This window comes from Sphingomonas sp. Leaf25 (assembly GCF_001421635.1).
GTDB lineage: Bacteria > Pseudomonadota > Alphaproteobacteria > Sphingomonadales > Sphingomonadaceae > Sphingomonas.
Genome location: NZ_LMKU01000033.1, coordinates 13,984 through 32,112, shown reverse-complemented (window position 1 = coordinate 32,112; position 18,129 = coordinate 13,984). Strand labels below are relative to the sequence as shown.

General features: G+C 67.9%; 23 protein-coding genes. 12 read left to right on the top strand and 11 right to left on the bottom strand.

Going from position 1 to position 18,129, the window contains the following annotated elements:
• The first annotated feature begins 120 nt into the window (after positions 1-120).
• Positions 121-1,035, top strand: a complete 915-nt coding sequence (locus tag ASE78_RS15175; RefSeq protein WP_056498246.1) for a sulfite exporter TauE/SafE family protein — start codon at positions 121-123, stop codon at positions 1,033-1,035.
• A 38-nt stretch (positions 1,036-1,073) separates the two neighbouring features.
• Positions 1,074-1,793: a TIGR02186 family protein gene (locus ASE78_RS15170; RefSeq protein ID WP_200911085.1), complete on the top strand. Its 720-nt coding sequence runs from the start codon at positions 1,074-1,076 to the stop codon at positions 1,791-1,793.
• 6 nt (positions 1,794-1,799) lie between these two features.
• On the opposite strand, the gene ASE78_RS15165 is transcribed toward ASE78_RS15170, so the two are convergent.
• The 11 genes from ASE78_RS15165 to ASE78_RS15115 form a co-directional block, all read right to left on the bottom strand.
• Positions 1,800-2,297: an MmcB family DNA repair protein gene (locus ASE78_RS15165; protein ID WP_056498241.1), complete on the bottom strand. Its 498-nt coding sequence runs from the start codon at positions 2,295-2,297 to the stop codon at positions 1,800-1,802.
• An 80-nt stretch (positions 2,298-2,377) separates the two neighbouring features.
• On the bottom strand, positions 2,378-3,043 hold the full coding sequence (locus tag ASE78_RS15160; protein ID WP_082467256.1) for a cell wall hydrolase: 666 nt from the start codon (positions 3,041-3,043) through the stop codon (positions 2,378-2,380).
• A 166-nt stretch (positions 3,044-3,209) separates the two neighbouring features.
• Entirely contained in the window at positions 3,210-3,545 is a 336-nt protein-coding gene (locus ASE78_RS15155) for a DUF1491 family protein (protein WP_056498239.1), read from the bottom strand.
• The gene (locus ASE78_RS15150; RefSeq protein WP_056498237.1) at positions 3,542-4,033 is read right to left on the bottom strand and encodes a PaaI family thioesterase; all 492 of its coding nucleotides are present in this window, start codon (positions 4,031-4,033) and stop codon (positions 3,542-3,544) included. Before ASE78_RS15150 ends, ASE78_RS15155 begins: the two co-directional genes overlap by 4 nt.
• Entirely contained in the window at positions 3,993-4,460 is a 468-nt protein-coding gene (locus ASE78_RS15145; protein WP_056499130.1) for a PTS sugar transporter subunit IIA, read from the bottom strand. Before ASE78_RS15145 ends, ASE78_RS15150 begins: the two co-directional genes overlap by 41 nt.
• Positions 4,461-5,078, bottom strand: a complete 618-nt coding sequence (gene hpf / locus ASE78_RS15140) for a ribosome hibernation-promoting factor, HPF/YfiA family (protein WP_055762460.1) — start codon at positions 5,076-5,078, stop codon at positions 4,461-4,463.
• 57 nt (positions 5,079-5,135) lie between these two features.
• Positions 5,136-5,831 carry a DNA polymerase III subunit epsilon gene (gene dnaQ / locus ASE78_RS15135; protein WP_056498235.1) on the bottom strand — a complete coding sequence of 232 codons (696 nt, stop codon included), beginning with the start codon at positions 5,829-5,831 and terminating at the stop codon, positions 5,136-5,138.
• Positions 5,832-5,838: 7 nt separating this feature from the next.
• Positions 5,839-6,447 carry a dephospho-CoA kinase gene (gene coaE, locus ASE78_RS15130; RefSeq protein ID WP_156351524.1) on the bottom strand — a complete coding sequence of 203 codons (609 nt, stop codon included), beginning with the start codon at positions 6,445-6,447 and terminating at the stop codon, positions 5,839-5,841.
• Positions 6,444-7,253 carry a shikimate dehydrogenase family protein gene (locus tag ASE78_RS15125; RefSeq protein ID WP_056498233.1) on the bottom strand — a complete coding sequence of 270 codons (810 nt, stop codon included), beginning with the start codon at positions 7,251-7,253 and terminating at the stop codon, positions 6,444-6,446. Before ASE78_RS15125 ends, coaE begins: the two co-directional genes overlap by 4 nt.
• Positions 7,250-7,843: a Maf family protein gene (locus ASE78_RS15120; protein ID WP_082467255.1), complete on the bottom strand. Its 594-nt coding sequence runs from the start codon at positions 7,841-7,843 to the stop codon at positions 7,250-7,252. Before ASE78_RS15120 ends, ASE78_RS15125 begins: the two co-directional genes overlap by 4 nt.
• Positions 7,840-8,658: a pyruvate, water dikinase regulatory protein gene (locus ASE78_RS15115; protein WP_056498231.1), complete on the bottom strand. Its 819-nt coding sequence runs from the start codon at positions 8,656-8,658 to the stop codon at positions 7,840-7,842. Before ASE78_RS15115 ends, ASE78_RS15120 begins: the two co-directional genes overlap by 4 nt.
• A 300-nt stretch (positions 8,659-8,958) precedes the next feature.
• On the opposite strand from ASE78_RS15115, the gene hemE reads away from it, so the two are divergent.
• The 10 genes from hemE to ASE78_RS15065 all read left to right on the top strand — a co-directional run bounded on the left by hemE (position 8,959) and on the right by ASE78_RS15065 (position 18,114).
• The gene (hemE, locus tag ASE78_RS15110) at positions 8,959-9,996 is read left to right on the top strand and encodes a uroporphyrinogen decarboxylase (protein WP_056498229.1); all 1,038 of its coding nucleotides are present in this window, start codon (positions 8,959-8,961) and stop codon (positions 9,994-9,996) included.
• Positions 9,993-10,448 (top strand): CopD family protein, encoded by a 456-nt coding sequence (locus ASE78_RS15105; RefSeq protein WP_056498227.1) that lies wholly within the window; start codon positions 9,993-9,995, stop codon positions 10,446-10,448. Before hemE ends, ASE78_RS15105 begins: the two co-directional genes overlap by 4 nt.
• 10 nt (positions 10,449-10,458) lie before the next feature.
• Positions 10,459-10,800, top strand: a complete 342-nt coding sequence (locus ASE78_RS15100) for a hypothetical protein (protein WP_056498226.1) — start codon at positions 10,459-10,461, stop codon at positions 10,798-10,800.
• 165 nt (positions 10,801-10,965) lie between these two features.
• Entirely contained in the window at positions 10,966-12,222 is a 1,257-nt protein-coding gene (rho, locus tag ASE78_RS15095) for a transcription termination factor Rho (RefSeq protein WP_056498224.1), read from the top strand.
• A gap of 75 nt (positions 12,223-12,297) precedes the next feature.
• Positions 12,298-12,657 carry a DUF6489 family protein gene (locus tag ASE78_RS19910; protein ID WP_414887036.1) on the top strand — a complete coding sequence of 120 codons (360 nt, stop codon included), beginning with the start codon at positions 12,298-12,300 and terminating at the stop codon, positions 12,655-12,657.
• A gap of 1 nt (position 12,658) precedes the next feature.
• Positions 12,659-13,948, top strand: coding sequence for a tRNA uridine-5-carboxymethylaminomethyl(34) synthesis GTPase MnmE (gene mnmE, locus ASE78_RS15085; RefSeq protein WP_056498219.1), 1,290 nt, complete (start codon positions 12,659-12,661; stop codon positions 13,946-13,948).
• Positions 13,949-13,974: 26 nt separating this feature from the next.
• Entirely contained in the window at positions 13,975-15,801 is a 1,827-nt protein-coding gene (gene mnmG, locus ASE78_RS15080; protein ID WP_056498218.1) for a tRNA uridine-5-carboxymethylaminomethyl(34) synthesis enzyme MnmG, read from the top strand.
• Positions 15,798-16,418, top strand: coding sequence for a 16S rRNA (guanine(527)-N(7))-methyltransferase RsmG (gene rsmG / locus ASE78_RS15075; protein WP_056498216.1), 621 nt, complete (start codon positions 15,798-15,800; stop codon positions 16,416-16,418). Before mnmG ends, rsmG begins: the two co-directional genes overlap by 4 nt.
• A complete protein-coding gene (locus ASE78_RS15070; protein WP_055762066.1) occupies positions 16,415-17,194 on the top strand; it encodes a ParA family protein in 780 nt (259 codons plus the stop codon). The genes rsmG and ASE78_RS15070 overlap by 4 nt, the downstream gene beginning before the upstream one ends.
• Entirely contained in the window at positions 17,191-18,114 is a 924-nt protein-coding gene (locus ASE78_RS15065) for a ParB/RepB/Spo0J family partition protein (protein WP_056498214.1), read from the top strand. Before ASE78_RS15070 ends, ASE78_RS15065 begins: the two co-directional genes overlap by 4 nt.
• Positions 18,115-18,129 lie beyond the last annotated feature (15 nt).

The window sequence follows — 18,129 nt, the reverse complement described above, 5'->3', positions numbered from 1 at the left end:
GTGCCCGGCGGCTCGATGTCGGTCCGTCCGCCGTACTGCGCCTGCCGGTCGGCCCGGCACCGCCAAACACGCATGGGCGCGTTTCCAAACGGACTCCAAGCGGCTACCCCATGAATCGTCATGGATCTCTACCTCCCCATCGCCAACCTGTCGGTCAACGCGCTGGTCATCGTGCTGCTGGGCGGTGGAGTCGGGTTCCTCTCGGGCATGTTCGGCGTCGGCGGCGGGTTCCTCACCACGCCGCTGCTGATCTTCTACGGCATTCCGCCGACCGTCGCCGCCGCCTCGGCCGCCAGCCAGGTGACGGGCGCCAGCGTGTCGGGCGTGTTCGCGCATCTGCGCCGCGGCGGGGTCGATTTCCGCATGGGCGGGGTGCTAGTGGCGGGCGGGGTGTTCGGATCGATCGCCGGGGCGTTCGTGTTCCGCCTGCTCCAGTCGAGCGGGCAGATCGATACCGTCATCGCCATCCTGTACGTCGTGATGCTCGGATCGATCGGCGGGCTGATGCTCAAGGAAGCGATCGGCGCGGTGCGGGTGTTGCGCGGCGCGATCCCGCCGCGTCCTGCGCGGCGGCGGCACCATCCGCTGGTCGCTTCGCTGCCGCTTCGCTGGCGCTTCTATGCGTCGGGGCTGTATATCTCGCCGCTTGCGCCGTTGCTGCTCGGTTTCGCCACCGGAATCCTTACCGTGTTGCTCGGGGTCGGCGGCGGCTTCATCCTCGTGCCCGCGATGCTCTATCTGCTCGGCATGGGGACGCGGGTGGTGGTCGGCACGTCGTTGTTCCAGATCCTGTTCGTGACGGCGGCGGCAACGATGGTCCATGCGCTGACCACCAAGGCGGTCGACATCGTGCTGGCGGTGCTGTTGCTGATCGGATCGGTGACGGGTGCGCAGATCGGCGCGCGGTTCGCGCAACGGGCCAAGCCCGAATATCTCCGCCTCGCGCTGGCCATCATCGTGCTCGCGGTGGCGTTCCGCATGGCGCTGGGCCTCGGCTGGCAGCCCGACGAACTCTATACGGTGCAGCCGGCGTGAGGCGCGCGATCGCTGCCGCGCTGCTCGCCCCGCTGCTGATGGGGGCGGCCGCCCCGGTGCTGGTGCCCGACGTGTCGAGCCGCGACGTGCGCATCGCCTACAGCTTCACCGGGGCCGACCTGCTGCTGTTCGGCGCGATCCTCTATCCCGGCGGGCGCGTGCCGCAGGGCGACCGGCCGGCCGAGATCGTCGTGGTGGTGAAGGGGCCGCCCGAATCGATCGTCGTGCGCGAAAAGGAGAAGGTGGCGGGCATCTGGGTCAATGCCGACCGGATGCGCTACCGATCGGCGCCGTCCTTCTATGCCATCGCCTCGTCGCGGCCGCTCGCCGCCATCGTCGACGACCGGACCCGCGCGATCTACGAACTGGGGCTGGGCAGCCTGCAACTCTCGCCCGCTGCCGGCACGTCGGCGAAGGATCAGGCGCGGTTCGCCGCCGGCTTCGTCGATCTGCGCCGCCGCGCCGGGCTGTACCGCGAGGAACCGGACGCGGTCGAGATCACCGACGACGTCCTGTACCGCGCGACAATCACCATACCGGCGCGGGTGCCGGTGGGGCGATTCACCGCCGAAACCTTTCTGATCCGCGACGGGCGGGTGCTGGCCGCGGCGGTGCGCGAGATCGACATCCGCAAATCGGGGTTCGAACGCTTTGTCGCGACCGCCGCCGATCAGGCGTCGGTGCTTTACGGGCTGGTCGCCGTCCTCCTGTCGGTCGGCTTCGGCTGGGCGGCGGGCACGCTCTGGCGGCGGTTCTAGACGCGCCTACCAGCCCCGGACCGCATCCGGGTCGATCGCGCCGATCAGCCGCCGTGCCGCCCGTCTGGCGAATGCCAGCGTACAGCGTTTGCGGACATGCGCGGGCAGCGGAGTCGTCGCTGCTTCGCGCAGGATCGTCGCTTCGTAACGATCGGCGATGATGATTCCGGTCCGTTCGGGCAGGAACGCTTCCTGTCCCAGTGGCGTCGTGTCGAACCCGGCCGGCACTGCCCAGAAATAGCGGTCGCAATGGCCCAGATAGTCGGTCCATTTGCCGTCACCGAGCAGGTCGGCGCGCGATACCTTGATCTCGACGATCACAATTCCGCCGCGCGCGTCGATCGCCATCAGGTCGGCGCGCCGTCCGCCGTCGAGCGGCACTTCGGCCATTGCGGTCAGGTCATGCGCGAGCAGCATCCGGGTGACGCCGCGCGCGACTTCGGCAGCGATCAGCGGATGGGGGTCGAGCGCGGGTTCGGGATGCGACGGGGCGAGGCTCACCATCGCGTCAGTATAGGAACATTATGCGAACGGGGAAAGGTTTTTGGTCTGTAGACGGCACCGGCGCGTTTTCAAACGGACGCTCAGCGATAGAAGATGTGGTTGCCGACCGATGCGACCCGCGCCTTGCCCCAGTTGGGGCTGACGTGGCGCGCATGGAAATACAGCGCGTTCTTGGCGGGGCTTTGCCACAGGTCCTTGGTGGCGACGCGGGCGACGGCGACGGCGGTCTTCCATGCGCGGCGGCTGGTGTCGATGTCGGGCAGCCTGCCGCCCTTCACGAACGAGAACTGGCCGGGCTGCTTGACGACCGAACAGACCGAGCTGGGAAAACGGCCCGAGGTGGTGCGGTTGAGGATGACGTCGGCGACGGCGAGTTGTCCGGCGAGTGGTTCACCCTTGGACTCGAAATAGATGCTGACGGCAAGGCAGTTGAGCTCTTCGTCATCGATCGCGGCGCTCTGTGCGGCGACGGCGGCATCGAGCGTGGAGAAATCGGTGGTCGAATCGGTGACGCCGTCATCCGCGGCGGTCAACTCGGCCGGCGCTACGGAGAGGGTCTGCACGACTTCGGCAGGGGGGGCGAACCGCACCGGGGCGTTCGCGGGAACCATCGGCGTGGCCCGAAGGTTAGTGACCGTCGTCGGTGATGCGGTTTCTTCCGCAAGGACCGGAGAGGTCATGCCGGCTGCAAGGCTGGCGAAAAAGGTCACGGCGGCGATCGTCGCCGTGGGGAAGCGCAGCTTCATCGGTCGTCAATGATATGCGGTTGGTGCGCGGCAGACATGCCCTTCGCGAACGAAAGACCGACGACCGGACGTGCCCCCCGACTGCGTAACCGATCGGTATCGCACCCCGACCGACACAACGCTTGTGCCTGTTGGAGCGCGGCTTAGGTTTCGTTACGATCCTGTGTCAATCAGCCCACAGGGTTTCAGCGCCCAACCGTTCGCCGCCTGCGACGATCGCCTCGACCACCCACAGGTCGGGATCAGCCCGTCGCCGGTCGCGCCAATAGTCGCCGAGCAGCGCTTCGGACACGACATCGGCCTTGCGCCGGACGATGCGCGATATGCCGTCCAGATCGCGTTCGCGCTCGAACACTCTGGCGCTGCCGTCGGAATCGATGGTCAGCAGCAGCACGATCCCCGATTCGCGGTCGCCGCGCGCCAGCACCATCGCCTGTCCGCCCGCCGCCTCGACCACGCGGCAGAACGCGTTGACGCGCAGCGTCGTCGGCCAGTCGCTCATGCCGGCGCGTAGCCGGGAAGCGAGGCGAGCGCGATCCGGCTTTTCATGAAGGTGCCGGTGCCCCGCGCCGCTTCCTCGCCACCGGCATCGGTCAGATGCGCGTCGGCGATGAACACGCGCCGCTTCCCGCTGACCCAGCGCCCCTCCGCCACCACCGGTCCGGGTCCCAGCGGCCGGGTGAGCAGCAGGTTGAAGGCGGTGGTGAGCAGGAACCGGTCGGTGACGAGGCTGTTGGCGGCATAGAAGGCGGCATCGTCGAGCATCTTGAAATAGGTCGTGCCATGCGCCGCGCCGGCGGCGTGAAAATGGCGTTCGTCGATGCGGAAATGGATGCGGGCGATACCGGCGGCGACGATCTCCAGCCGCGAATCGAACAGCCGGTTGACCGGGGCCGCCGCATACAGCGCCTCCAGTGCCCGGAAATGCGCCGTCTCGCCGGCGAGGGTATCAGGCGGCGTCACGCGCCTCGACACCCGACAGCAGCGCATAGAGCGCGTCGCTCGACCCCGCGCCGCGCAGTTTCGCGCGGAACGCCGCGTCGCGCAGCGACCGCGACACACGGGCCAGTGCTTTGAGATGCTCGCTGCCGGCGTGCACCGGCGAGAAGAGCGCGAAGACCAGATCGACCGGCAGATCGTCGACCGCCCCGAAATCGAGCGGCCGCGCCAGCCGCAGGAATACCGCGACGACCCGGTCGAGGGTTTCCACCCGGATATGCGGAATGGCGATGCCGCCGCCGAACGCGGTCGACCCCAACCGCTCGCGATCGGCGAGCAGGTCGGCGACGACACGCGCGTCGAGAGCGCACAACGGCCCGGCAACGGTGCCGAGGTGCGCGAACAACCCCTTGCGGGTGCTGGCGGAAACGTCCGCCAGCACCGACTTCGGGCTTATCAGGTCGTGGAAATCGTACACTCAGGCTGCTTGGGGGGTCTGTGCCGCACGATTGGGTTCGACCCAGCCGATGGTGCCGTCATGCCGGCGATAGACCATGTTGAACGCACCCGTCCCGCTGTTGAGGAACAACAGCGCGTTGGTGTTGCGCAGGTCGAGCATCATCACCGCGTCGGACACGCTGGCATCGGGCACGTCGACCCGCGTCTCGGCGATGATGAGCGGGGCGTCGGCCACCTCTTCCTCATGATCGTCGCCGCCGCCGAACACGGTATAGCCGGCATTGTCGAAGCCATTGTCGTATCCGCCCGCCTCGGCCATCGCCACGACCTGCGCGGCGTTGCGATCCTTCAACCGGCGGGTGTAGCGGCGGAGCTGCTTTTCGATCTTGTCGGCGGCGCCGGCGAACGCACCCTGCGCGTCCTGCCCGTCGTTATGCCCCTTGAGCACAAGACCCTGGGTCACATGACAGACGATGTCGCAGATGAATCCGTTGTCGTGCGGACCCTTGCCGAACGTCGCCGTCGCCGAGATCGCCCGCTGGAAATATTTATCGGCGATGCCCTGCAACCGGTCCTGGACCATCGCCTTCAGCGCGTCCCCGGTGTCGACCTGGTGCCCCGAAACCCGGATGTCCATGTAATCCTCCGTCATTGTGGAACTCTAAACCCGCTGGAAGCGGGGGGCATCAACGCCTTAAGGGGCGGACTGGCCCCATAACGGCTCCTTGAGCGTGGCGATAAAAGCGGCATGCGCGACCAGTTCGGCCTCGCTCGGCGCGAAATCGCGCGGCGGCCGCACCGGCGCGGCGGCGGGCACGGGTGCCACGGCCGTCTCCGCCATGGTCGTCGCCGGCGCGGCATCCAGCCCGAAGCCGATCTGCCGCCCGCCCATCAGCTCGACATAGACCTGCGAGAGCAGTTGCGCGTCGAGCAGCGCGCCGTGCAGCACGCGGCGGCTGCGATCGATGCCGAACCGGCTGCACAGCGCGTCGAGCGTGTGCTTGGCGCCGGGATGGCGGCTGCGGGCGATGGCGAGCGTATCGACCATCCGCGTCATCGCGACTGGCTGGCGGCCGGCCGCCTTCAGCTCGCCGTTCAGGAAGCCCATATCGAAATTGGCGTTGTGCGCGATCAGCGGCGCGTCGCCCAGAAACGCCAAAAGATCGTCGATCGCGGTATGGAACGCCGGCTTGTCGGCGAGGAACGCATCGGACAGGCCGTGGACCGCCTGCGCCTCGGCGGGCATCGATCGGCCCGGATTGAAATAGGCGTGATAGACCGCGCCCGTTTCCACCCGGTTGACCAGTTCGACGCAACCGATCTCGACCAGCCGGTCGCCTTCCGAAAATTTGAACCCCGTGGTTTCGGTATCGAACACGATCTCGCGCATCCGCACCTTATCCGCCTTCCCCCGCCCCCATGCAAGCGACGAGCGCGGCGACCTGCGCCCGGGTTGCGTCCAGCGTCGTGCCGGTATCGATCATATGGGTCGCACGCGCCCGTTTTTCGGCATCGGCCATCTGGCTGGCGCGAATCGCGGCGAAGGTCGCCTGCGTCATGCCCGGCCGGGCGAGGACGCGGGCGCGCTGGACCGACTCGTCAGTCGACACCACCGCCACCGCGTCGCAATATCGCTCGCCCCCCGTCTCGAACAGCAATGGCACGTCGAGCACGACCAGCGCGGCGGCGGCGTGATGCGTCAGAAACGTCTGCCGCCGCGCCGCCACCGCCGGATGGACGATCGATTCGAGCAACCGGCGCTGGTCGGCGTCGCCGAAGATCGCGGCACGCAACACCACGCGGTCGACGCCGCCCGGACCGGTGGTGCCGGGAAACGCCGCCTCGATCGCGGGGAGCAGTTCGCCGCCCGGCCCCTGCAGCTCGTGGACGGTCGCATCGGCGTCGAACACCGGCACGCCCGCGTCGCGAAACATCGCCGCGACGGTCGACTTGCCCATGCCGATCGACCCGGTAAGGCCGAGGACGAACGGACGCCGCCGGTTCACTTCAACAGCGCCGCCCGCAGTTCATCGTCGCGGTCGCGCGGCGGCGCGGCCCCGAAGAACAGCTCGAACGCCAGCGCCGCCTGTCCGACCAGCATTTCGAGGCCATCGACGGTATCGAGCCCGCGGTCGTGCGCCTGCGCCAGCAGCGGCGTCTCGATCGGCGCATAGACCGCGTCATAGACGACGGCATCGTCGAGCAGGGGGGTCAGGTCGATCGTCAGCGGCGGCTGGCCGGTCATGCCGAGCGTGCTGGCGTTGACCAGCAGTTTCGCCGCCGGCAGCGGCGCGGTCAGCGGCAGCGCGTCGCCCTTCAACCCAAAGCTCGCGAGCAGCCCGGCGGCCTTGAGCACGTTGCGATTGAGGATCGTCACCCGCCCGACGCCTAGCTTGGACAGTGCGAACAGGATCGCGCGCGCAGCACCACCGGCACCGATCACCACCACCGGCTTGGCGCCAAGGTCCAGCCCGGCGATCGGCGCGTGGAAGCCGGCGGCATCGGTATTGGTGCCGATCCAGTCGCCGCCGTCGCCCCGGAACACGGTGTTGATCGCGCCGATCGACCCGCGCACGTCGCCCGGATCGGCGACATGGTCGAGCGCGGCGAGCTTGTGCGGCACGGTGACGTTGCAGCCGCGCCATGCCGGATCGGCGCGGCGTTCGGCGAAATACTCGCCGAGCTTCTCGGGCGGGACGTGGGTCGCGCGATAACCGGCGTCGATCCCCAGTTGGGTCAGCCAGAAGCCATGGATCAGCGGCGATTTGGACTGGGCGATCGGATCGCCGATCACCTCGGCATAGGGTGTCATGACGGCAGCATTCCCCGTTGGCGCAAGAAGCGCATCAGTTCGAGCAGCGGGAGCCCCAGGATCGTCCAGTGATCGCCGTCGATCCGGTCGAACAACTGCACGCCTGCCCCCTCGATACGGAAACAGCCGACGCAGCCGGCGATCGCCGGCCATTCGGCGTCGAGATAGGTTTCGATGAAGGCATCGCTCATCGGCCGCACGGTCAGCTTCGCATGGCCGACATGCCGCCACACCGGCCGGCCGCCCTCGACGATGACGGCGGCGCTGAACAGGTCGTGCCGCCCGCCGGCCAGCTTGCGCAAATGCTGCGCAGCATCGGCGCGGTCGAGCGGCTTGTCGAGCACCGTCCCGTCGGCCAGCGCCACGACCGAATCCGATCCCAGCACGATCGTGCCGGGCACCCGCGTGGCACAGCGCAGCGCCTTCATCTCCGCCAGCGCATCGGCAAGGTCGCGGGGTTTGAGTGCCTCGGCGGCGAGCGCGGCCTTGGCCGCATCCTCGTCCAGTCCGCTGGGGATCACATCGTGGGCGATGCCGGCCGCGTCCAGCATCGAGCGGCGGGCGGCGCTTTGCGAGGCGAGGACGATCAAGCGGGTTTCTCCATCCGGCGGTCGTTGCACAGGGTGATGATCGCCGCCGCCGTCTCCTCGATCGAGCGGCGGGTGACGTCGATCACCGGCCAGCCGTTATCGGCGAACATCCGCCGTGCAAAGGACAGTTCGCGCGTCACCGCATCCTGCTCGACATAATCGGTGTCGGCCATCTGGTTGAGCGACAGCAGCCGGTTGCGCCGGATCGCGATCAGCCGGTCGGCGCTGGTCGTCAGCCCGACCACCAGCGGGTTCTTCAACCCGAACAGGATGCGTGGCGGCGGGCTTTCGACCACGACCGGAATATTGGCGGTCTTGTAGCCGCGATTGGCGAGATAGATCGACGTCGGCGTCTTGGACGATCGCGACACGCCGGCCAGCACGATGTCGGCCTCTTCCCAATCTTCCGATGCGATGCCGTCGTCATGGGCGATGGTCCACTGGATCGCATCGACCCGGGCGAAATAGGCGGCGTCGAGGCTGTGCTGCCGCCCCGGCCGCGCCTTCGCTTCCTGTCCCAGCAGGCTGGAGAGCGCGGTGCTGACCGCATCCATCGGCGCGACGATCGGCAGGCCCAGTGCGGCGCAGCGCGCCTCTAGCATCCGGCGGATGGCGGGATTGACCAGGGTGTACAGCACCAGTCCCGGATTGACCGCGATCTCCGCGAGGATCCGCTCCAGATGCGTCTCGGAGCGCACCATCGGCCAGAAATGGCGCATCGTCTCGACATCGTCGAACTGGGCGAGCGCGGCCTTGGCGATGTTCTCCAGCGTCTCACCGGTGGAATCGGACAGGAGATGGAGGTGCAGGCGCATGGGGACCCCGTGTGGACAAGCCTGTGGATAACGCGGGGGAAACCGCTAGCGTAACCCGGGCTCCTCGGGAAGCTGTGGACAAGTCGGAAGTTATCCACAGGCGATCCACAAACCCGACACAGGCCCAAAAGTTATCCACAGGTTGTGGATAATGTGAATCATGAAACCGGAATCGCGGGCTTTGCGCGATTCAGCGATGAGTCAATCTGTTGGCATTGTGGGCAATCCACCATAAGCCCCGTTGTCCACCGCCCAACCACTTCAACCACCTTTCTAGATTCCTATCTCTGTAGTGGAGGCATGACGCTGTCCGTTCCGATTTCCCCCAAACCGCTCCTTTCGACCCTGCTCGGCAAGCGACAGGTTCGTCCCCCGCTGTGGCTCATGCGGCAGGCCGGGCGGTATCTTCCCGAATATCGCGCGCTCCGGGCCGAGAAGGGCGGTTTCCTCCAGCTCGTCCACGACAGCGCCGCCGCCGCAGAGGTGACGGTGCAGCCGTTGCGCCGGTTCGGCTTCGACGGCGCGATCCTGTTCAGCGACATCCTCGTCATCCCGCACGCGCTGGGACAGGATCTGTGGTTCGAGGCGGGCGAGGGGCCACGGCTCGCCCCGCCGCTGGTCGATGCGGCGGTGGATGCGCTGACCCGCGCACCCGAACGGCTCGACCCGGTGTACGAAACGGTGCGGCAGGTGGCGGCGATGCTGCCGCCGGGCGTCACCTTCCTCGGCTTCGCCGGATCGCCGTGGACTGTCGCCACCTATATGGTCGCGGGACAGGGATCGAAGGAACAGGCGGCCACCCGCCGTTTCGCCCATGCTGACCCGGCGGCGTTCGGCGCGCTGATCGCCGCGATCGAGGCGGCGACCTTCACCTATCTGCTCGGCCAGATCGATGCCGGGGTCGAGGCGGTGCAGTTGTTCGATAGCTGGGCGGGCAGCCTCTCGCCGCAGCAGTTCGAGGCATGGGTGATCGCCCCCACCGCGCGGCTTGCCGCCAAACTCCATGCGGCGCGCCCCGGCGTGCCGGTAATCGGCTTTCCGAAGGGCGCAGGGGGCAAGCTCGCCGCCTATGCCCGCGAGACGGGAGTCGATGCGATCGGCCTCGACGAAACGGTCGATCCGGTCTGGGCGAACGCCGTGCTCCCCGACGGCCTGCCAGTGCAGGGCAATCTCGACCCGCTGCTGCTGATCGCCGGGGGCGAGGCGCTCGACGCCGGGATCGACCGGGTGCTCGCCGCCTTCCCCGAGCGGCCGCATGTCTTCAACCTCGGCCACGGTATCCAGCAGGATACGCCGATCGCGCATGTCGAACGCCTCGTGGGCCGGGTGCGCGGATGAGTGGGTTCCTCGGCGGCGCCTATCTCTGGGTGAAGGCGGCGCATGTCGTGTTCGTCATCTTCTGGATGGCGGGACTGTTCATGCTGCCGCGCTATCTGGTGCATCATCAGGAGGGCCTCGCCGACCCGGCCGAGCCGCCGCGCTGGATCAAACGCGAGGCGCTGCTGCGGCGGATGATCCTGACCCCGGCGATGGTCATCGTCTGGACGCTGGGACTGTTGCTCGCCGCTAATGTCGGGCTGTTCGACGGCGGGGCGGGGTTGGGCTGGCTCCATGCCAAGCTGCTCGTCGTGGTGCTGCTCACCGGCTATCACGGCTGGGCGGTCGGCTATGCGCGGAAGCTGGCGGCGGGGCGGCCGACGCTGACCCCGCGCCAGTTGCGCCTCGCCAACGAACTGCCCGCCCTGGCGGCGATCGCGGCGGTGGTGCTGGCGGTGGTGAAGCCGTTCTGAGGAGGATGACATGCTGGCGTGGATGCTGATGGCGGCGCAACCGGTCGCACCACCCGATCGGGTCGCCGACGATATCCGCTGTCTCGCCGTGCTGACGAACGCGCTTGAACTGGCGAAACTCGATATCGAGCGCATGTCGATTTCCACCAGCATCCTGTATTTCGTCGGCCGGATCGACGGTGCCGCGCCGGACACCGATATCGCCACGGCCGTGACGAAGGCGCGGAAGAGAACGCTGCCACAAGAAGAGATCGACCGCGTCCGCATGGGATGTATCGGCGAACTGGTCGTCCGGTCCGATGTGTTCGAGGCGCTTAGCCCCAAGGCGGAAGCGGTCAGGGAGGCGCGCTGAACGTCGGTATGGCGGTGCCGACCTACGACCGCCGCTTGACTTGATTCGCCGCCGGACCTAACTCCCGTCCAACGGTGCCCGGTCCTCGGTGCGCCCGTCCCAGCCGCTCGTGTCCGCCTCGCTGCCGACCTTGCCCTTCTACCGCTGATCTGGACCCCGCTTCCGATGCACCTCAAAGACCTCAAGAAACATGCCCCCGCCGACCTCGTCTCGATGGCCGAGGAACTGGGGGTCGAAGGCGCATCGACGATGCGCAAACAGGATCTGATGTTCGCGATCCTGAAGGCGCGCGCCGAGAACGGCGAGCAGATCATGGGCGTCGGCACGATCGAGGTGCTGCAGGACGGCTTCGGCTTCCTGCGCAGCCCCGAGGCGAACTACCTCGCCGGCCCCGACGACATCTACGTCTCGCCCAACCAGGTCCGCAAACACGGGCTGCGCACCGGCGACACGGTCGAGGGCGAGGTCCGCGCGCCCAAGGACGGCGAGCGCTATTTCGCGCTGACCAAGCTGGTCTCGGTCAACTTCGACGATCCCGATGCGGTGCGTCACCGCGTCAACTTCGACAATCTGACCCCGCTGTACCCCGAGCGCAAGCTGACGCTCGACCAGCTCGACCCGACGATCAAGGACAAGTCGGCGCGCGTCATCGACATCGTCAGCCCACAGGGCAAGGGCCAGCGCACGCTGATCGTCGCGCCGCCGCGCGTCGGCAAGACCGTGATGTTGCAGAACATGGCGAAGGCGATCACCGACAATCATCCCGAGGTGTTCCTGATTGTCCTGCTGATCGACGAGCGGCCGGAAGAAGTCACCGACATGCAGCGCAGCGTGAAGGGCGAGGTCGTCTCCTCGACCTTCGACGAGCCGGCGCAGCGCCACGTCCAGGTGGCGGAAATGGTGATTGAAAAGGCCAAGCGCCTCGTCGAGCACAAGCGTGACGTCGTGATCCTGCTCGATTCGATCACCCGCCTCGGCCGCGCCTACAACACCGTCGTGCCATCGTCGGGCAAGGTGCTGACCGGCGGCGTCGATGCCAATGCGTTGCAGCGGCCCAAGCGCTTCTTCGGCGCGGCGCGCAACATCGAGGAAGGCGGCTCGCTGTCGATCATCGCGACGGCACTGATCGATACCGGCAGCCGCATGGACGAAGTGATCTTCGAAGAGTTCAAGGGCACCGGCAACTCGGAAATCGTCCTCGACCGCAAGGTGGCGGACAAGCGCGTCTTCCCGGCACTCGATGTCGGCAAGTCGGGCACGCGCAAGGAAGAGCTGCTGGTCGACAAGACCAAGCTTTCCAAGATGTGGGTGCTGCGCCGCATCCTGATGCAGATGGGTACCGTCGACGCGATGGAGTTCCTGCTCGACAAGATGAAGAATTCGAAGACCAACGAGGACTTCTTCGACAGCATGAACCAGTGATCGAATGCGCCCTGCGGCGTGCCGCCGCAGGAGTCGCATCGATCCGGCCGGCGGGCAAAAAGCCCGACCGACGACATGGGCTTCGCCCATGTCCGCCAGAACGCCAAGAACGCCCGTACTTCCCGCACCGGAAGCGCGGGCGTTCTCGCATTCCGCCGCGTTCGCCCCTATTCCTATCTCAGCACATCAAATCCGGGGGACCCCATGAAGATCAACCTCACCGTCGACTGCACGCCCGAGGAAGCACGGCGCGCGATGGGGCTGCCCGATTTCACGCCGGTGCATGACCGCTATATCGGCATGTTGACCGACACGATGGAGAAGGGCGCCAGCCCCGAGATGCTCGACCAGCTGATGCGGAGCTGGGCGCCGATGGGCGAGGCGGGCATCAATTTCTGGCGCAAGATGTTCGAGAGCGCCGCGCGCGGCGGGTGACATGACGACCACGATCTTCGCGGTATCGAGCGGCCGCCCGCCCGCCGCGATCGCGGTGCTGCGACTATCGGGGGGGAGCGCGATCGCCGCCGCCGGCGTCTTGGCGGGCAAGCTCCCACCGCCGCGCCGCGCCGGGGTGCGTGACCTGCGCGATCCCGGCGATGGCCGGCTGCTCGACCGGGCGCTGGTGCTGGTGTTTCCCGGTCCGGCGACCGCGACCGGCGAGGATCTGGTCGAACTGCACCTGCACGGCGGACGCGCGGTGGTCGACGCGGTCGAGCGGGTACTCGCCGCGCAACCGGGATTGCGCGCGGCGCTCCCCGGCGAGTTCACCCGCCGCGCGCTGGCGCATGGTCGGATCGACCTGACCGAAGCCGAGGGGCTTGCCGATCTGCTGTCGGCCGAAACCGAAGCGCAGCGGCGGATCGCGATCGACACCAGCGGCGGGCGGCTGCGGCGGCAGGTCGCCGACTGGACCGCGACCGCGACGCGACTGTCGGCGACGGTCGAGGCGGTGCTCGATCATGGCGACGAGGATGATGTCGATGCCGGCGACGCGGTGATCGACGGTGTTCGCCACGATGCCGCCGACCTTGCCCGCGCGATCGATACCGTCCTCGCCGCGCCGCCGGTCGAACGGTTGCGCGACGGTATCCGCGTCGTGCTGGCCGGGCCGCCCAATGCCGGCAAGTCGACCTTGCTCAACACGCTGATCGGTCGCGAGGCGGCGATCGTATCGCCAATCGCCGGGACGACGCGCGACGTGATCGAAACGCCGGTGACGCGCGGCGGCATCGCGTGGCTGTTCCTCGACACCGCCGGCCTGCGCGAGGCGACCGACGACGCGATCGAGGCGATCGGCATCGACCGTGCCGCCCGGTCGATCGCGGCGGCGGATATTCTCGTCTGGCTTGGCGACGATACGCCGCCCGACCACGCCCATGTCATCGCGCTGTGCCCGCGCGCCGACCTGCCCGGTCGGCCGGGCGGGGCAGGGCGGCTTGCCGTCTCGGCGCATAGCGGCGAGGGGATCGATGCCTTGTGGACCGCACTCGCCGATGCCGCACGCGCGCTGCTTCCCGCGATCGACGACCTTGCGCTCAACCGGCGTCAGGCATCGCATGCCGCGCACGCTGCGGCCGCGCTGCACCGTGCGGCGGCCCAGCACGACCCGCTGTTGATCGCCGAGGAACTGCGCTATGTTCTTAACGGCTTTGCAGCATTGACGGGACAACAGGCGACCGAGGCAATGCTCGACGCACTGTTCGGGCGCTTCTGTATCGGGAAATGATGTTCCACGTGGAACGACGAGATAGCATGACTTTTGACGTAGTGATCGTCGGTGGCGGCCATGCCGGCACCGAAGCGGCGGCAGCAGCCGCGCGGCGTGGGGCACGAACCGCGCTCATTGATTTCATGCCCGACCGGATCGGGGCGATGTCGTGCAACCCGGCGATCGGCGGTCTGGGCAAGGGCCATATCGTCCGTGAGATCGATGCGCTCGGCGGGCTGATGGCGCAGGCGGCGGATGGGGCGGCGATCCATCATCGCATGCTGAATCGCTCGAAAGGGGCAGCGGTGCAGGGGCCTCGCATTCAGGCGGACCGGGTGCGCTATGCCGCCGCGGTCAAGACGCTGCTCGCCCATCCCAATTTGACGATCATCGGCGGCGACAGCGTCGCGCTGACCGTCGCTGGCGACCGCGTGACCGGGGTCGAACTCGCCGATGGTACGGTGATCGCGGCGCGCGCGGTCGTGCTGGCGACCGGCACGTTTCTCGGCGGCACGATGTTTCGTGGCGACGAGCGATCGGTCGGCGGCCGCATCGGTGAGCGTGCCGCGACCCGGCTCGGGCAACAGTTGCGCGACCTGTTGCTGCCGATCGCCCGGCTCAAGACGGGGACGCCGCCCCGGCTCGACGGGCGGACGATCGACTGGGCGGCGCTGCCCGAACAGCCGTCCGACGCCGATGTCTGGACGATGTCGCCACTGAGCGATCCCGCCCGCCGCCTGCCGCAGCTCGCCTGTGCCATCGCCCGGACGACGGCGCAGACGCATGACATCATTCGCGCCGGGCTCGATCGCTCGCCGCTGTTCTCCGGGTCGATCGAGGGGCGGGGGCCGCGCTACTGCCCGTCGATCGAGGACAAGGTTCACCGCTTCGGTGATCGCGACGGGCATCAGATCTTCCTCGAACCCGAAGGGCTCGACACCCACCTCGTCTATCCCAACGGCGTGTCGACCTCGCTGCCGACCGATGTGCAGGTGGCGCTGCTGCGCAGCGTCGCCGGGCTGGAAGCGGTGGTCGTCGAAACGCCGGGCTATGCTGTCGAGTATGACTATATCGATCCGCGCGCGCTCGATGCGACGCTGGGGTTGCGCGCGCTGGCCGGGCTGTATTTCGCCGGGCAGATCAACGGTACGACCGGCTATGAGGAAGCGGGCGGGCAGGGGCTGGTCGCCGGGGCCAATGCCGCCGCGCAGGCGCTGGGGCTCGATCCGCTGATCCTCGATCGCGCGTCGAGCTATATCGGGGTGATGATCGACGACCTCGTCTTGCAGGGCGTGTCCGAACCCTACCGCATGATGACCGCGCGCGCGGAGTATCGCCTGCGCCTGCGGTCGGATAATGCCACGACCCGGCTGGGCGGATTGGCCGAACTGGCCGGACTGCTGTCGGCCGAGCGACTGGCCTACAACCGTGACCGCGCCGACCGTCGCGCCGCGCTGCAGACCCGGCTCGACCGGCGCTATGGTGCCGCCGCGTTGCAGGTGGCCGGCGCCCCGGTCGGCGGGACCGATCAGCGCAGCGGCACCGACTGGCTGCTGGTCCATGGTGTCACCCCGGCGCATCTCGGCATCGCCGAACAGGACGATGTGCTGGGCGAACTGATCGAGGATGCGCGCTACGCTCCCTATCTCGAACGCCAGTCGGCTGAGCTGGTCGCGGCGCGCGAGGATCATGTCGTTCTGCCGCGCGACTTTCCGTTCGGGCGCGTGCCGGGTCTGTCGAACGAGATGATCGAACGCCTTGCCGCTGCCCAGCCCGAGACGCTCGCTGCCGCCGGCCGGGTGCAGGGGGTGACGCCGGCCGCGCTGGTCGCGATCCTGCTCCACCATCGTGGCCAGAGGATCGCGGCATGAGCGAGGACGACGCCCGCGCGTGGATCGCCACGCGCTTTGCGGCGGACCGGATGGCGACGCTGGCGGCCTTCGCCGACCGGATCGTCGCTGAAACCGCCGGACAGAATCTGATCGCCGCCTCGACCATCCCGCAGATCTGGGAACGCCATCTGCTCGATTCTGCGCAACTGGTCCCGCTGACCGACGGGGCCGGGGCGGGGGACTGGATCGACGTCGGATCGGGTGCGGGCTTCCCCGGTATCGTCGCCGCGATCCTTACCAATCGCCGGGTCGTCCTGGTCGAACCGCGCGCCCGCCGCGCGGCGCTGCTCGGCGAGATGGCCCGCGACCTTGGCCTCGCCAACGTCGTCGTCCATCAGGCGCGGATCGAGCGGCTGCCCGCCGACCGGCCGGCGGCGATCATCACCGCGCGGGCGGTTGCGCGATTGTCCGCGTTGTTCGCAATCGGCCTTGGGCATGCGAACCGCGATACGCTATGGGTCTTGCCCAAGGGCCGCGCCGCCGCCGACGAGCTTGCCGAAGCCCGGGCGGACTGGCGCGGAACGTTTCACGTGGAACACAGCATCACCGATCCGACGTCGTCGATCGTGGTCGCCACCGGAGTGCAGAAGGCATGATTTGCATCGCGATCGCCAACCAGAAGGGGGGCGTCGGCAAGACCACCACCGCGATCAACGTCGGCACCGCGCTGGCCGCGACCGGCCTCGAAGTGCTGATCCTCGACCTCGATCCGCAGGGCAATGCCTCGACCGGGCTTGGCATTGGCCGCAACGACCGGCAATTCTCGACCTATGATCTGCTGGTGGGCGACATGATGCTCAACGAAGCGGTGATCCCGACCAAGGTGCCGCGCCTGTCGATCGTGCCCGCTACGGTCGACCTGTCGGGCGCCGAGATCGAGCTGATCGAGTTCGAGGCGCGGACCCACCGGCTCGACCGGGTGGTGGAGGCGAGCGGCGGGCGCTGGGACGTGATCCTGATCGATTGTCCGCCGTCACTCGGTCTGCTCACCGTCAACGCGATGGTCGCCAGCCATGCGCTGCTGGTGCCGCTGCAATGCGAGTTCTTCGCGCTGGAGGGGTTGAGCCAGTTGCTCAGCACCGTCGAGCGCATCCGCGGCCGCTTCAACCCCGGCCTGTCGATCCTCGGCGTCGTGCTGACGATGTACGACCGGCGCAACCGCCTGACCGATCAGGTCAGCGACGACGTCCGAGCGGTGCTGGGCAAGGTCGTGTTCGACACGGTGATCCCGCGCAACGTCCGCCTGTCCGAAGCGCCGAGCCACGGCATGCCCGCGCTGATCTATGATTATCGCTGCGCCGGATCGGAGGCGTATATCGCGCTCGCCCGTGAAGTCATCGCCCGCCTGCCGGTACTGGCGGAAGCGGCATGAACGATACCCAGACCCCGCGTCGCCCCCGCGCCGGCGGCCTTGGTCGCGGCCTCAGTTCGCTGTTCGGCGACAATGACGGCGACGGCGCGGCGGGCCGCAGCGGCACCACCCCGGCGGCGGGCGTCCGGCAATTGCCGATCACCGCGCTGACGCCGATGGCCGGGCAGCCGCGCCGCTTCTTCGACGAAGCTGCATTGAACGAACTGGCGGAATCGATCGCCGCGCGCGGGATCATCCAGCCGATCGTGGTCCGCCCGCATGGCAAGGGCTATGAGATCGTCGCGGGCGAACGCCGCTGGCGCGCGGCGCAGCGCGCCCGGCTGCACGAGGTGCCGGTCGTCGTCCGCGACCTGAGCGATGCCGAGACGATGGAAATCGCGCTGGTCGAGAATATCCAGCGGCGCGATCTGACCGCGATCGAGGAGGCCGAGGGCTATCGCCGGCTGATCGACGAATTCGGCCATACCCAGGAAGTGCTCGCCAATCTGGTCGCCAAATCGCGCAGTCACATCGCCAATCTGCTGCGGCTGCTCGAATTGCCCCGATCGATCCAGGACATGCTCGGCGACCAGCGGATCAGCATGGGCCACGCCCGCGCGCTCATCAACGTGCCTGAGGCCGAGGATATTGCCCAACGCATCGTCGCCAAGGGCCTGTCGGTGCGCGAGGCCGAGAAGCTCGCGCGCGGGGCCAAGGGGAATGACGAACCGGCCAAACCCCGCCCGCCACGCGATCCGCTGGCGGCGGACGACGGCTCGATCGATGCCGATCTGCGCGCGCTCGAACGGCAGTTGGGCGATGTGCTGGGCCTCAAGGTATCGATCGTGCATGGCGACAAGGGCGGCGCGATCACCATCGGCTATTCGACGCTGGGGCAGCTCGACCTCGTCTGTCAGCGGCTGACCGGCGAAGGTATCTGATACGCAATTCTTAAC

What these genes read in the sequence shown, in the direction of transcription:
- ASE78_RS15165 (WP_056498241.1), bottom strand. Translation starts at nt 2,297, where the DNA reads ATGGTGAGCCTCGCCCCGTCGCATCCCGAACCCGCGCTCGACCCCCAT.
- hemE (WP_056498229.1), top strand. Translation starts at nt 8,959, where the DNA reads ATGACGCTGTCCGTTCCGATTTCCCCCAAACCGCTCCTTTCGACCCTG.
- ASE78_RS15125 (WP_056498233.1), bottom strand. Translation starts at nt 7,253, where the DNA reads ATGACACCCTATGCCGAGGTGATCGGCGATCCGATCGCCCAGTCCAAA.
- dnaQ (WP_056498235.1), bottom strand. Translation starts at nt 5,831, where the DNA reads ATGCGCGAGATCGTGTTCGATACCGAAACCACGGGGTTCAAATTTTCG.
- mnmG (WP_056498218.1), top strand. Translation starts at nt 13,975, where the DNA reads ATGACTTTTGACGTAGTGATCGTCGGTGGCGGCCATGCCGGCACCGAA.
- ASE78_RS15115 (WP_056498231.1), bottom strand. Translation starts at nt 8,658, where the DNA reads ATGCGCCTGCACCTCCATCTCCTGTCCGATTCCACCGGTGAGACGCTG.
- ASE78_RS15070 (WP_055762066.1), top strand. Translation starts at nt 16,415, where the DNA reads ATGATTTGCATCGCGATCGCCAACCAGAAGGGGGGCGTCGGCAAGACC.
- ASE78_RS15160 (WP_082467256.1), bottom strand. Translation starts at nt 3,043, where the DNA reads ATGAAGCTGCGCTTCCCCACGGCGACGATCGCCGCCGTGACCTTTTTC.
- ASE78_RS15105 (WP_056498227.1), top strand. Translation starts at nt 9,993, where the DNA reads ATGAGTGGGTTCCTCGGCGGCGCCTATCTCTGGGTGAAGGCGGCGCAT.
- mnmE (WP_056498219.1), top strand. Translation starts at nt 12,659, where the DNA reads ATGACGACCACGATCTTCGCGGTATCGAGCGGCCGCCCGCCCGCCGCG.
- ASE78_RS15065 (WP_056498214.1), top strand. Translation starts at nt 17,191, where the DNA reads ATGAACGATACCCAGACCCCGCGTCGCCCCCGCGCCGGCGGCCTTGGT.
- ASE78_RS19910 (WP_414887036.1), top strand. Translation starts at nt 12,298, where the DNA reads ATGGGCTTCGCCCATGTCCGCCAGAACGCCAAGAACGCCCGTACTTCC.
- rho (WP_056498224.1), top strand. Translation starts at nt 10,966, where the DNA reads ATGCACCTCAAAGACCTCAAGAAACATGCCCCCGCCGACCTCGTCTCG.
- rsmG (WP_056498216.1), top strand. Translation starts at nt 15,798, where the DNA reads ATGAGCGAGGACGACGCCCGCGCGTGGATCGCCACGCGCTTTGCGGCG.
- ASE78_RS15175 (WP_056498246.1), top strand. Translation starts at nt 121, where the DNA reads ATGGATCTCTACCTCCCCATCGCCAACCTGTCGGTCAACGCGCTGGTC.
- ASE78_RS15100 (WP_056498226.1), top strand. Translation starts at nt 10,459, where the DNA reads ATGCTGGCGTGGATGCTGATGGCGGCGCAACCGGTCGCACCACCCGAT.
- ASE78_RS15170 (WP_200911085.1), top strand. Translation starts at nt 1,074, where the DNA reads ATGGGGGCGGCCGCCCCGGTGCTGGTGCCCGACGTGTCGAGCCGCGAC.
- ASE78_RS15150 (WP_056498237.1), bottom strand. Translation starts at nt 4,033, where the DNA reads ATGCGCTGCTGTCGGGTGTCGAGGCGCGTGACGCCGCCTGATACCCTC.
- ASE78_RS15155 (WP_056498239.1), bottom strand. Translation starts at nt 3,545, where the DNA reads ATGAGCGACTGGCCGACGACGCTGCGCGTCAACGCGTTCTGCCGCGTG.
- hpf (WP_055762460.1), bottom strand. Translation starts at nt 5,078, where the DNA reads ATGGACATCCGGGTTTCGGGGCACCAGGTCGACACCGGGGACGCGCTG.